Below are 13,186 nucleotides of genomic sequence, written 5' to 3'. Positions count from 1 at the left end.
CGAAGTCCACTAGGAGCTGAGCGCTGGAGCTAGACACCGTGCAAAATTATATACTTTCTATCTTATGAGAAAAGCCCTAAAGCAAAGCTTTAGGGCTTTTTAAGTATTATATTTCATGCTTAACAGAAATATGTCCTGTTTTAGTATCTGCGAACAGCTTCATAGTATCAAGCTGTTCGTTTTCAAATTTTAATATCTTTTGAATGACTTCTTTCTTCTCATCAATTACCTTCATTCCTTGCACATCAACATGTAAACCACCTAGATTAGCTCGAACTTCTCCAGCGACTGCAAGAGTGCTTGGAACCGTAATATTAATGGAACCTGAAGTAGATTTTATTTGTAGATTTTTAGCTTCATTATTAAAGTTCTCTACAAAGATTGCGCCATTAAATGTTTCTAATTCAGCGAACTGGAATGTTCCTTTTGTTTTGACAGTACCATTAATAGCTTCACAATCTAGCTTTGTAATATTGAAGTCAGTCAATTCAATGTTACCATTTACTGTATCGATTTCCGTATCTTCACTTGAGACACCATTCAAAATAATTTTCCCATTTGCAGTCTTAATTTTCAACTTATCTACCGCTAATGTATCTGCTGAAATGGCACCATTAAATAAGCGCAAGCGCATCTTATTGTACTGAGATTTAGGAAGATATACTTTACTGTTTACCTTCATCCATTTCTGCCCTATCATGTAGTACAGTTTCGAATCTCTTACATCAAACATCACTTCTTCAAGTAACATTTTTCTTGCATCTGCATCGTTTTCTGTACGATATACTTTCGCATCACATTCTACTTTTACACCTTCTTGATCCCATGGTATAAGATCAACATTACCGTGTGCCACTTCAATATTCACATCATTGAAAGATGCATCAGGCAAATGGAAGATATGGGTAATATCTGTACTCTTCGAGAAATCAAAATCTAACTCTTTCACTTTCGTTACTAAATGATCAACAAAATCTAAAATCATATCTTTTGCTGATGCTACCTTCTTTTCAGTGGACTGTTGTTTCTCTTCTTCATTTGCAACTACAACTGTAGATAATTCATTCATCATTTCTTCTTCTTTATCGCTCTTTGTTTGCTGTTCTTTTTCTAATAGTTCGAGCAATGTAAGAGCTTCTGCGGCAGTGATTTTTCCCGCCTCCACCAAATTTAATATACGCTTTTTCTCTTCGTTCATCATAAATCCTCCATTCATTATTAAAGAATTAATTGATTAGCAACTTCACACCTCTAACTAAATTCCAAATAAAAATAATTAAACTTGCGATTCCAAAAACAACAAATGTTGTTAATAATAAGATAGGTAATTCCGTTGTTTGTGATAAATCATAAAATGCTGCCAGGAATACAAGTGGAATAAATAATGCCGGTATTACATGAGATATCAAACTTGATTTAGCATGCTTTTTCACAAATGAATCATCACTTGCAAAATAAATAATAATTGGAACAATAAATGGTGCAAACAATACACTGAAATAGCAAATAGCTGATAACACTTTATTAGAGTCCAATCTCCATTCACTCCCTATTTTTTTCTGTTATCAAGTATTACGACCATTCACCAAAAAAGTTTCATTACATTCTCTCAATTTTTGTAATTTCATTAAAAAACAAACTACTATAAGGTATACCCAAAAGTAATAATCCTAAGCACAAAAGTCACTATCAACGATATATGTTTGCAAAAGTGATTTTAGTATTTTTTTTCAAAAGAAAAAAAAGAGTATTTCAGCAGAGATGAATACTCTTCTGAAATACTCTTTTCGATTTTATATGATATTACACATTTGCTTTTTCTTGAACGAGTTCTTTCATACGGATTCGATCCCGTTCAAGAATTGGTTTCAAATACTTAGCTGTATGCGATTCTTTTACTTCAATAACTTCCTCTGGTGTACCAGTAGCGATAATTGTGCCACCTTTTGCTCCACCTTCTGGTCCTAAATCGATAATATAATCAGCTGCTTTAATCACATCTAAATTATGTTCAATGACAAGAACAGTATCACCATTCTCAACTAATCGTTGCAGAACTACAAGAAGTCGAGATATATCATCTACATGTAATCCCGTTGTCGGCTCATCCAAAATATACAATGAACGACCAGTTGAACGACGATGAAGTTCAGATGCAAGCTTAACACGTTGCGCTTCTCCACCTGATAATGTGGTCGCTGGCTGGCCTAATGTAATATAGCCTAAACCAACATCGCTTAACGTTTGTAATTTACGAGCAATCTTAGGGATATTTTCAAAGAATACTACTGAATCTTCTACCGTCATCTCTAGAATTTCAGCAATATTCTTACCTTTATAATTCACTTCTAGAGTCTCACGATTATAACGTTTGCCATGACACACTTCACACGGGACATATACATCAGGTAAGAAGTGCATTTCGATTTTAATAATTCCATCACCACGGCATGCTTCACAACGACCGCCCTTCACATTAAAGCTAAAGCGGCCTTTCTTATAGCCTCTTACTTTAGCTTCATTCGTGGAAGCAAACACATCACGAACATCATCAAATACACTCGTATATGTAGCTGGGTTTGATCTTGGTGTTCGACCAATTGGCGATTGATCAATATCAATTACTTTATCTAAATGCTCAATACCTAAAATTTCTTTATGTTGACCAGGTTTGATTTTGGCACGATTTAATTTCTGTGCAAGTGATTTATGCAGAATTTCATTAATCAATGTACTCTTACCAGAACCAGAAACACCGGTAACGGAAATAAACATCCCCAACGGAATTTTGGCATTTACATTCTTTAAATTATTTTCCTTCGCACCTTTAATCTCAAGATAACGACCGTCTGCTTTGCGACGTTCATTTGGTAGCGGGATAAATTTCTTTCCTGATAGATACTGTCCTGTAAGAGAATTAGGATCATTCATTACTTCTTTAGGCGTACCTTGAGAAATAATGGTACCTCCATGAACACCCGCTCCAGGTCCTACATCGATTAAATAATCAGCTGCAAGCATCGTATCTTCATCATGTTCAACGACAATTAACGTATTTCCTATATCACGCATATTTTGCAGCGTACTAATCAATCGATCATTATCACGTTGATGTAATCCAATGGATGGCTCATCCAATATGTAAAGAACACCTGTTAATCGTGATCCGATTTGAGTAGCTAAACGAATACGTTGCGCTTCTCCTCCGGATAAAGTTCCTGCTGCACGATGCAAGGTTAAATATTCCAATCCAACATTTGAAAGAAAACCTAGTCGTTCCTTAATTTCTCGTAAAATTAAAGTAGCAATCTTCATTTCTTTCTCTGTTAAATCTAAGTTATTGAATACTTCTAATGCATCTTCAATTGAAAGAGAAGTGATTTTCCCAACATGTTCGCCATTAATTAAGACAGCTAATGCCTCTTTCTTTAAACGGTACCCTTTACAAGTAGGACATTTATGTTCTGCCATATACTTCTCCATTTGTTCACGAACATAATCGGACGAAGTTTCTTTAAAACGACGCTCTACATTGCGAATAACACCTTCGAATTCAATATTTCCTTCTCGCACTTGTCCAAAATCATTTTCATAACGGAAATAAATTTGTTCCTTCCCAGAGCCATAAAGAATCTTATCCATTAAAGAACCTGGAATATCCTTCACAGGCATATCCATATCAACACCATAATGATTCGCAACTGCCTCAAGCAATTGTGGATAATATTGCGAGCTAATTGATTCCCAAGGAGCTAGCGCATTTTCACGTAAACTTAAGTTTCTATTAGGCATTACTAATTCAAGGTCCACCTCTAGCTTAGAACCTAAACCATCACAGCTTGGACAAGCTCCAAATGGACTATTGAAAGAAAACATACGCGGCTCAAGGTTTTCAATTGAGAAACCACATAATGGACAGGCATGATGTTCACTAAATAACAGTTCTTCTTCACCGATCACATCAATAATGACTTTACCATCGCCTAATTTCAAAGCACTTTCAAGAGAATCAGCAAGTCGTGCCTCCACACCATCTTTAATAACGATACGGTCAATAATAACTTCGATATCGTGTTTTTTATTCTTCTCTAACTCTATTTCATCGCCAACATCATACATTTCACCGTCGACACGCACACGAACATAACCTTGCTTCTTAATATCTTCAAATACTTTCACATGTGTTCCTTTTCGACCAGAAACAACAGGAGCTAATACTTGTAATTTCGTACGTTCAGGATTCTCCATAATACGATCTACCATTTGTTCAATCGTTTGAGACGATATTTCAATATTATGATTAGGGCATGTTGGTCTCCCTACACGAGCATACAAAAGCCGTAAATAATCATAAATTTCTGTTACTGTACCAACTGTAGAACGTGGGTTACGACTTGTCGTTTTTTGATCAATTGATATAGCAGGTGACAAGCCTTCAATCGTATCTACATCCGGTTTATCCATTTGTCCTAAAAATTGACGAGCATAAGCAGACAAAGATTCAACATATCTTCGTTGTCCTTCCGCATAAATCGTATCAAAAGCTAAAGACGATTTACCCGAGCCAGATAAACCAGTTAAAACAACTAGCTTATCACGTGGGATGGTGACATCAATATTTTTCAGATTATGGACTCTTGCTCCTTTTATTTCGATTTTATCCAATGCCATTTGTTAGTCACCCTTCCGATTTCAACTCTAAAATTAGGTCACGCAATTCGGCAGCACGTTCGAAATTCAATGCTTTTGCTGCTTCTTTCATTTCTTGTTCCATTTCTGAAATGACCTTTTCTCGTTCTTTTTTCGTTAATTTATCTAGTTTAACACTTACTTCATAATGATCTTGGTCCTCAGCCACATGCGTAGCTCTAATCGCTTGACGTATATCTTTTTGAATCGTAGTTGGTACGATACCATGTTTTTCGTTATGCGCTTCTTGAATGGATCGACGACGTTTTGTTTCTGTAATTGCTATATTCATTGAATTTGTTATTTTATCTGCATACATAATAACACGGCCATGTGCATTTCGCGCTGCACGACCAATCGTTTGAATAAGTGATCTTTCAGAGCGCAGGAAACCTTCCTTATCCGCATCTAAGATAGCAATCAAAGATACTTCTGGAATATCTAAGCCTTCTCGCAATAAGTTAATTCCGACTAAGACATCGTACTTCCCTAGTCGTAAATCGCGAATAATATCGATACGTTCTAATGTTTTCACTTCTGAATGTAAGTATTGTACTTTAATGCCGATTTCCTTGAGATAATTTGTTAAGTCTTCAGACATTTTCTTCGTTAAGGTTGTAATCAACACACGCTCATTTTGTTTAATACAATCTTGAATCTCACCTATTAAGTCATCTATCTGACCTTGTATTGGACGAATTTCAATAGGTGGATCAAGCAAGCCTGTCGGACGAATGATTTGTTCAATCATCTCTGGGCAGTGTTCAAGCTCATACGGCCCTGGAGTTGCGGATACAAAGATAGCTTGATGAACTTTCTCATTAAATTCATCGAACTGTAACGGTCGATTATCCTTCGCCGAAGGCAAACGGAAACCATGATCAACAAGGACTTGTTTACGTGCTTGATCTCCATTAAACATACCTCTTACTTGCGGCAATGTTACGTGCGACTCATCTACAACAAGTAAGAAATCTTCTGGGAAGTAATCAAGTAATGTATAAGGCGTTGCCCCAGCCGGTCTCAATGTTAAATGACGTGAGTAGTTTTCGATTCCAGAACAGAATCCCATTTCACGCATCATTTCTAAATCATAACGTGTTCTTTGCTCTAGACGCTGCGCTTCAAGCAACTTACCTTTTTCTCTAAACTCAGCTAGTTGTTCTTCCAGTTCTACTTCAATATTTCCAATAGCAATCTTCATCTTTTCTTCGCGCGTTACGAAGTGGGATGCAGGGAAGATTGCCACATGCTCACGTTCAGCTAGTACTTCACCAGTTAATGAATCCACTTCTCTAATTCTGTCAATCTCGTCACCGAAGAATTCAATACGAATACATTGCTCATCTCTTGATGCTGGGAAGATTTCTACAACATCACCACGAACGCGGAACGTTCCACGTTTGAAATCAATATCATTACGCTCATATTGAACATCTACGAGTTTACGTAGTAGTGCATTTCGTTCAATTTCCATTCCTGTGCGTAATGAAACTACTAACTCGCTATATTCTTCTGGCGAACCTAAACCATAAATACACGAAACACTGGCAATAATAATGACATCTTTTCTTTCAAAAAGAGATGATGTAGCTGAATGTCGCAGTTTATCAATCTCATCGTTTATCGAAGCATCCTTCTCAATGAAAGTATCGGTTTGAGGTACATATGCTTCAGGTTGATAATAATCGTAATAACTAACGAAATATTCGACTGCATTATTAGGAAAGAAATCTTTAAATTCACTGTATAATTGACCTGCAAGTGTTTTATTATGAGCAATTACAAGCGTAGGCTTGTTTATCTCCTTAATAACATTCGAAACCGTAAATGTTTTCCCCGTTCCTGTTGCACCTAGCAGCGTTTGAAATCTTTTACCAGATTGGATACCTTCTACTAGTTTATGAATTGCCTGAGGCTGATCTCCTTGAGGAGAATATTTAGACACTAATTGAAACTCATTCATCAAGTTTTGCCTCCACTTCACAGTACTTATTTTCATCTTGTACGAACTAACGAATATATAGACATTTTACCACAAACATTTAATAACTAACCAGCAAAAAGCGAACGTTCATTCGACAAGCTGTTAAATTGTGTAATCATGGGAAGTTTTCGTATCACTTGTTTTTTTCAAAAATGTTGGGGTTGATATTAAGAAAAAGTTCGATTTATTTACATTGATTCCCATAAAAGGAAATGTTATAACGTCTTTAGGACATCAAAGAGAGGTGCATTTATGAGCATGATCAAAACAGTGAATAGTCAACATAATCAACTTGATTTAGTCTTTAAAGAAGTTACCCAATCATTACATTCAAACCCTGTCCTTATCCTTTTCTTTGCTAGTACTAAGTATTCTTTTGAAGAATTATCAACTCATTTCCATCAAACATACCCAAATTCCGAAATTGTAGGTTTGACTACAACCGGTGAGATAGGACCAAAAGGGTTGAGCAATGGCGGATTAAGCGCAATGAGTTTCTCTAAAAACATCGGAGTTGCTAAAGCTGTATTAATGGAGAATATTGAAAAATACCCAATTTTTTATCGAAAGAAACTAAAAGAGGCAGCTACAAAAGTAGGTATAAACACTGGTAGTAATTATGTAAGCAAAGAAGGAATAGGATTAGTATTTCCCAACGGATTGATTGCTGCGGAAGAAAAAATGCTATCTGTTGTTAATTCGATTTTTGACAACGAAGGTTTCCCATTGTTCGGAGGTACAGCTGGAGATGACGCTAAGTTTCAACAAACAATGATTAGCTTAAACGGGCGTGTTTCCAGCATCGGAGGTATAGTTATCTTCATTAAACCCGATGTAGATACATTTATTATGAAAGAAAATATCTTTCAGTCTACCAAAAAAGAAATGAAAATAACGAAGTCCAATACAGAAGGAAGAATCGTTTATGAATTTGATGGAAGGCCGGCAGCTAGTGTTTACGCTTCTCGCTTAGGTATTTCTGAATCTAATCTACCAAACTACTTTATGACCAATCCTTTAGGGCGAAAAGTGAACAATGAAATTTTCATAGCTTCTCCATTTCAAGTATTACCAGATGGGGGAATCCAATTTTATTGTCAATTATTCCAAGATACAAAAGTAGATATTCTAGAACCAAAAGAACCTGTCGAAGCATTAAAACAAACATTACATAATTTACACAAAGAATTTGCTACTTTAGATGGTGTTTTAGCAGTCAATTGTATTTTAAGAAAGCAGCAATTCCAAAACCAAAATTTATATCCAGCTTTAAATAACGAACTTTCTAAAATACCAAACCTAGCAGGTTTTAGTAGTTATGGGGAGCAATTAAATAAATCACAGATAAACCAAACACTTATTTTATTAGGATTTGGAACAAGAAAGTAGAGGTGGGAAGATGGATTTAAAAAAACTTTTTTTTAGTCGATCTCCTGAGGCACAACAAGAAATTATTAAAGCATTTGATTCATTAAGTGAAGAGGAAAAAAAAATGATCCTTATAGGGTTAGATGAGTTGGTTGATTTACTTAGAGGAACGAATGAAAAGAGCGCCCAAAAAGATGGTTTAGTAATCGAGAACATTTCTTTAATAAAAAATGCCATCAGCGAACAACTTCATTCACTTTTAACTTCTAAAGAAAGCGCGAAAGAGATTATTGGAACAACTGAAAATATTAACGCTATTACAGTTGAAGTAGAAGCAAAAAGTAAAGAAAATATAGAATTAGTCTCTGAAGGAAACCAAACCATTGACCAATTAAATATTCAGATGGATTATGTCAAAAAAGTCTTTAAAGAGTTTGAAAATACCATTTCAACTCTACAAACGGAAATTAAAGAAATCTCCAATTTCACCAACATTATTGAGGATATTGCCGGAGAAACAAACCTTCTATCTTTGAATGCGTCAATTGAAGCAGCAAGAGCAGGTGAGCACGGGCGAGGATTTGCGGTAGTGGCAGAACAAGTTAGAAAACTAGCAGAACAAAGTAAGGACGCTCTACAAGAGGTTAATGCAAAAGTAAATCGAATTTTTTCGTATGTTTCTTCAATGACAAAAGAATTAGATGAAAAAACAGGTGAGCTAGATAAAACACAGGAGATGACACTCCATACACGCGAGTTCTTCCTTAAAATTTCGGACTCTGAAGAAGAATTATTTGAAAAGATGGCGAAAATCAAACGAGCAACAGACGTTACATTAGAACACATCATCTCCTTCACAAGCGAATTAGATACTATTTTACATTCTTCACAAGATGTAGAAAAAAGCATCACTGAACTGTATGATTCATCGCGAGAAAAATATATTATTTCAGCGGATATGACTTCATTTATTTCTCAGGTGAAATATCTAGTCACTGCTTTACAAAACAACAAATTATAATATTGTAAAGGCTCTTACATATGCGAAGAGCCTTTTTAGAGTTTTATAATTGTTTTGTTAGAATTACATGTATTAAAAAACGCTTTTATAAGAAAAAACAAAAGCACCCTTATTGGGTGCTTTGACGTGGCTTGACTTTTATATATCTAATAGATAACCATAAACCGAAAGTTAAAGAACAGGCATCTATAATGATTAATAACCATGTATCAGTGTAGCCTGCATAAGCAGATGCAGCTATCAGTGCAACTGTTAGAGCTAAACCTACGAAGTGATTATAAGTGACCCTGGTAAAAACGTAGACCAAAAGTGCTGGCAAAAACATTGCAGCTATTATCCAGCCCATCTCCTCAGCTCCTTACTATAACTTCATACAATAATAAGATGTGTTCACATTGTAGCATATTTATCCAAATTTCATCTATGGAATGATTCTATAACCACTTACTTTGGAAAGAAAACTTTAAACATTGTCCCTTTTCCTTCTTCACTAAACACTCTTATCTTTCCATTATGTTGCGCTACAATCCATTTCGCAATAGATAATCCTAATCCGGTACCTTCCGTATTCGAACGCGTTTTTTCCCCTTGATAAAAACGGTCAAAAATATAAGGTAAATCCTCTTTTTTTATACCAATACCATTATCACTTACAATAATTTCAAAACCATTCGAAAGCTTTTTGCTCTGAACAATGATTTCACCATTTTCTCCGGTGAATTTTAACGAATTATCAAGAAGAATGACCATTAATTGATGAATACGCTCCGGATCACCTTTCATAACAGGTTCACAGTCGTTTTTCATAACTAGCTTTTTTCCTTGGAACTCCGCTATTTCTGTATAATTATTTATAACCTCACTTAATACATCCGTTAATGGGAAAGCCTCTTTCTTAATATCGACACGACTCGAATCTGCTCGTGCTAATAATAATAAGTTACTAACTAGCTTCGTTAACCTTCTGCATTCCTTTGAAATAACAGATATATCTAAAGCTTTATCTTCAATTGTATCAGTTGGCGACCGAAGTAATAAATCAGCACGCGACTGTATAACTGCAAGAGGAGTACGCAATTCATGAGATGCATCCGATACAAATTGTTGCTGCTTGTTCAAGGCTTCTCGTATCGGTACAAGTGCAACTCCAGCTAAATAAAATCCTGCTACAATGGATAAAAAGCCACCGATAATTGTTGACATTGTAAGAAGAGTTCCAATTCTATGAAGCATCTCTTGTTCTGAATTTACATTCCGTAATAACTGTACCGTTATATCGCCATAGGCAGTGGGAAACTTAGACGATATTGAACGAAAATGATAGCCTTGTGCTTCTTTTTCTTCGATTTTATTAAAACGCTTTGGTTTGAATAGCTCTTTATTAGAACTAAATAATGCCGATTCTTCATTTATTTCAATCATTTTGCCTTTTTCATCCCAAAGAATTAGATTTACGCGAGGATCCTGAATAAAGGTTGGCTTTGAAGTAGAAGCCTCTAATTGAATAAATCCATTTTTCTTATATTCATCTAGCATTTTTTTTAAATCATCGTCCAAATCGCTATACAATAACACTTTCATATAAGAGTATACTGCAACTGCAATGGCACCAATAATCAGAATCAGGATGATGGAATTTTGCATCGCGAGCCGTATGCGGGTTTTTTGAAACATATCCAGTCATCTCCTATTCTTTCGACAGCATATAACCAATTCCTCTTACCGTTTTAATATCTTTGTCATAACCAAATGGTTCTAGCTTCTTCCTTAAATGATGAGTAAACACTTCCACTACTCCAACGGTTGTATCTGAATCGTATCCCCAAATACGATCATAAATTTGTTCTCTCGTTAGAATCGAGCCAACATTTCCAATAAAAAACTCCAGCAAGTCATATTGCTTTAACGTCAGTTTAACATTCTCCCCATCAATAATGATGTCATTTTCCTTACCATGAAGCTCAATTCCTTTATATCGAATAGTTTGTTCATTCGTCAATCGACCGCTTCGTCTAAGCAAAGCACGTAATCTTGCTTCCAGCTCAGGTGCTTGGAATGGCTTGACCAAATAATCATCGCCACCTAAATCAAGCCCTGTCACACGATCTTCTAATGAATCTCGTGCGGTTAAAAACATAACTGGTGTTTCAATATGTTCATCTCGTATTTTCTTTAAAATCTCGAAACCATCCAAGCCCGGTAACATTACGTCGAGAATAATGGCATCATAAATATTTTGCTGTGCCAGAAAATAACCTTCTTCGCCATTTGAAGCAATATCTACAGTGAAGTTTTTCTCTAATATCGATTTTATAGAATGCAGCAGAGGTATATGATCTTCTACTACTAATACTCTCATTATTTATCGTCACCCACCTTTTTAGATTCCATTAGATTATATCTTAAACAAATACTTCAATAAAATATTAGAGAAAGGATTCACGATAAACCTTTTTCAAATTTTTCAACATCTAAAATGTTTTGTAAGAAATTTATTACATTTTAATAAGAGGTGATGCTATTGTTACAAAACAAATTAGTAAATTACCGAGCAGAGAAGGGATGGACTCAAGAAGAACTTGCAAGGCGGGTTGGTGTTAGCCGTCAAACCATTGCTACTGTTGAAAAGAATAAATATAATCCTTCCCTAATTCTTACCTTCAAAATCGCAAATGCTTTTGAGAAACCATTACCCGAAGTTTTTGATTATAGGGAGGAATTATAAGTATGTTATGGTTACAAATTTTCTCATCGTTTAAGTAGTTATTAGTCAGATGTATGTAATGAATTTCTAATCGAGTGGTGAAGCAAAAGATGAAAGAGGTAAGGAGATTCAAATGGCACTTAATCACCCACCTAAACGTCTTCACTTTTACTTTCGCTTTGAAGCGGGAAAACGCTATTACCTTATAGAACACCCTCTTTGAGACATTTTCATAATTGAATTTTTGACAGACTTGAATAAAGGTCGATTATTTAAGAGCTTGACTAAGTTTCTTAATTGCCACCATCACTTCTTTAACATTTTCTTCACTGTTCATATTTTGTCTCGCATGAAGCAAGACAGGTCTTACAGATTCTATTGAGCCGCCAAACTCGTACATCCATTCATAACGCGGAACCATCCAAGTGTGGAAATGATGTGAAGTATCTTCATTATAAAAGTAATATACATATTCAATACCTAGCACTTGCCTCTGAGCCTTTCTGATTTTTGACAAAAGACTTATATAATCTAATTTTTCTTCTTCAGATAATTCATCAAAACACTTAATATGACGTTTTGAAGCTAGTATGACTAATCCTTTTATGGGATATGCGACATCTTGATGAGCATGAAAAAATTTTGTTTCTATGACCACTCCACCATCAGGCTCAATTAGACCGTTTGTTATTGCACAACTTAAGCATTCAACTTCAACAACATTCCCGTTTGACAGTGTAATTGTTCTCACTATTTCTTCCCCCTTGGCCATTAAAATATGCTGCTACTCTCTATCTGCTTTGCATAACCCATTTCTAATAGACGTTATAGCAATTGTTTTACAAATAAAACTCGATCCTGATTCGGTCCATCATAATCACTGTTTATTGAAACACCATCCATTTCTTTATCTCCTTTTTCGATTTCAAATCCCATCTTTGTATGATAGGCAATTGATACCTTATTTACTGGAGACGTTACACAACGGACAATTTTTCTACCATTTTGCTTAACTATATTACAAAAGTGATTATATAGCTGTTTACCAATCTTCTGCTTTCTATATTCAGGACACACCCCAACGAAATGAATATATGCCTCATTTGGATGAGATTGTGAAAAGAAACCTATTAGGAAACCTACTAGCTTACCATCCTCTTCAGCGATAAAACTTGTACTGGTAAAGTGGTCAAAGAATAACTTTGGTAGCATATCAGACATATTTCTTCCACCCCACCACTCATTGATTAATGGTGATATAACATAATAATCCGAGCTTTTGACTGATCTAAATTCCATATTCATCCCCCATTTATGTAAAGTAATTCCAAACCGCTTTTATCATTAATTTAGGATGTTATATTGCTCTTTTTTCGTATTAACGATTGAATTTAAGGAATTCTAAAACGATGAAGAA

The 13,186-nt window shown here is 35.3% G+C and carries 12 protein-coding genes; 3 read left to right on the top strand and 9 right to left on the bottom strand.

Features of this window, described 5'->3' with window-relative positions; all coding sequences use genetic code 11:
• Positions 1-106 precede the first annotated feature (106 nt).
• The 4 genes from V7014_RS08130 to uvrB form a co-directional block, all read right to left on the bottom strand.
• Entirely contained in the window at positions 107-1,198 is a 1,092-nt protein-coding gene (locus V7014_RS08130) for a DUF4097 family beta strand repeat-containing protein (RefSeq protein ID WP_335506000.1), read from the bottom strand.
• Positions 1,199-1,226: 28 nt separating this feature from the next.
• Positions 1,227-1,535 (bottom strand): DUF4870 domain-containing protein, encoded by a 309-nt coding sequence (locus tag V7014_RS08125; RefSeq protein WP_335505998.1) that lies wholly within the window; start codon positions 1,533-1,535, stop codon positions 1,227-1,229.
• A 268-nt stretch (positions 1,536-1,803) separates the two neighbouring features.
• Positions 1,804-4,671, bottom strand: coding sequence for an excinuclease ABC subunit UvrA (gene uvrA, locus V7014_RS08120; protein ID WP_335505997.1), 2,868 nt, complete (start codon positions 4,669-4,671; stop codon positions 1,804-1,806).
• A gap of 7 nt (positions 4,672-4,678) precedes the next feature.
• Positions 4,679-6,655 carry an excinuclease ABC subunit UvrB gene (gene uvrB / locus V7014_RS08115; protein WP_438824892.1) on the bottom strand — a complete coding sequence of 659 codons (1,977 nt, stop codon included), beginning with the start codon at positions 6,653-6,655 and terminating at the stop codon, positions 4,679-4,681.
• A gap of 273 nt (positions 6,656-6,928) precedes the next feature.
• Between uvrB and V7014_RS08110 the strand changes: the two genes are divergently transcribed.
• Positions 6,929-8,065, top strand: coding sequence for an FIST signal transduction protein (locus V7014_RS08110; RefSeq protein ID WP_335505993.1), 1,137 nt, complete (start codon positions 6,929-6,931; stop codon positions 8,063-8,065).
• A gap of 10 nt (positions 8,066-8,075) precedes the next feature.
• Positions 8,076-9,065: a methyl-accepting chemotaxis protein gene (locus V7014_RS08105; RefSeq protein ID WP_335505991.1), complete on the top strand. Its 990-nt coding sequence runs from the start codon at positions 8,076-8,078 to the stop codon at positions 9,063-9,065.
• 109 nt (positions 9,066-9,174) lie between these two features.
• Here the strand turns inward: V7014_RS08105 and V7014_RS08100 are convergent, their stop codons facing one another.
• The 3 genes from V7014_RS08100 to V7014_RS08090 form a co-directional block, all read right to left on the bottom strand.
• On the bottom strand, positions 9,175-9,411 hold the full coding sequence (locus tag V7014_RS08100) for a CsbA family protein (protein ID WP_335505989.1): 237 nt from the start codon (positions 9,409-9,411) through the stop codon (positions 9,175-9,177).
• A gap of 98 nt (positions 9,412-9,509) precedes the next feature.
• Positions 9,510-10,739, bottom strand: coding sequence for a sensor histidine kinase (locus tag V7014_RS08095; protein WP_335505987.1), 1,230 nt, complete (start codon positions 10,737-10,739; stop codon positions 9,510-9,512).
• Between the two features lie 13 nt (positions 10,740-10,752).
• Entirely contained in the window at positions 10,753-11,424 is a 672-nt protein-coding gene (locus tag V7014_RS08090; RefSeq protein WP_335505985.1) for a response regulator transcription factor, read from the bottom strand.
• Between the two features lie 162 nt (positions 11,425-11,586).
• On the opposite strand from V7014_RS08090, the gene V7014_RS08085 reads away from it, so the two are divergent.
• Positions 11,587-11,790, top strand: coding sequence for a helix-turn-helix transcriptional regulator (locus tag V7014_RS08085; RefSeq protein ID WP_335505983.1), 204 nt, complete (start codon positions 11,587-11,589; stop codon positions 11,788-11,790).
• A 247-nt stretch (positions 11,791-12,037) separates the two neighbouring features.
• Here the strand turns inward: V7014_RS08085 and V7014_RS08080 are convergent, their stop codons facing one another.
• Both V7014_RS08080 and V7014_RS08075 read right to left on the bottom strand, forming a co-directional pair.
• Positions 12,038-12,520 (bottom strand): HIT family protein, encoded by a 483-nt coding sequence (locus V7014_RS08080; protein WP_335505981.1) that lies wholly within the window; start codon positions 12,518-12,520, stop codon positions 12,038-12,040.
• A gap of 74 nt (positions 12,521-12,594) precedes the next feature.
• Positions 12,595-13,068 carry a GNAT family N-acetyltransferase gene (locus tag V7014_RS08075; protein WP_335505979.1) on the bottom strand — a complete coding sequence of 158 codons (474 nt, stop codon included), beginning with the start codon at positions 13,066-13,068 and terminating at the stop codon, positions 12,595-12,597.
• Positions 13,069-13,186 lie beyond the last annotated feature (118 nt).

It is taken from the genome of Bacillus sp. JJ722, from assembly GCF_036963345.1.
Taxonomy (GTDB): Bacteria; Bacillota; Bacilli; order Bacillales; family DSM-1321; genus Bacillus_AD.
The sequence above is the reverse complement of the archived record's forward strand: the minus strand, read 5'-3'. Positions and strand labels throughout refer to the sequence as shown.

Coding starts and splice junctions, on each gene's coding strand:
- V7014_RS08130 (WP_335506000.1), bottom strand. CDS start 1,198: ATGAACGAAGAGAAAAAGCGTATATTAAATTTGGTGGAGGCGGGAAAA.
- uvrA (WP_335505997.1), bottom strand. CDS start 4,671: ATGGCATTGGATAAAATCGAAATAAAAGGAGCAAGAGTCCATAATCTG.
- uvrB (WP_438824892.1), bottom strand. CDS start 6,655: ATGAATGAGTTTCAATTAGTGTCTAAATATTCTCCTCAAGGAGATCAG.
- V7014_RS08110 (WP_335505993.1), top strand. CDS start 6,929: ATGAGCATGATCAAAACAGTGAATAGTCAACATAATCAACTTGATTTA.
- V7014_RS08105 (WP_335505991.1), top strand. CDS start 8,076: ATGGATTTAAAAAAACTTTTTTTTAGTCGATCTCCTGAGGCACAACAA.
- V7014_RS08100 (WP_335505989.1), bottom strand. CDS start 9,411: ATGGGCTGGATAATAGCTGCAATGTTTTTGCCAGCACTTTTGGTCTAC.
- V7014_RS08095 (WP_335505987.1), bottom strand. CDS start 10,739: ATGTTTCAAAAAACCCGCATACGGCTCGCGATGCAAAATTCCATCATC.
- V7014_RS08090 (WP_335505985.1), bottom strand. CDS start 11,424: ATGAGAGTATTAGTAGTAGAAGATCATATACCTCTGCTGCATTCTATA.
- V7014_RS08075 (WP_335505979.1), bottom strand. CDS start 13,068: ATGGAATTTAGATCAGTCAAAAGCTCGGATTATTATGTTATATCACCA.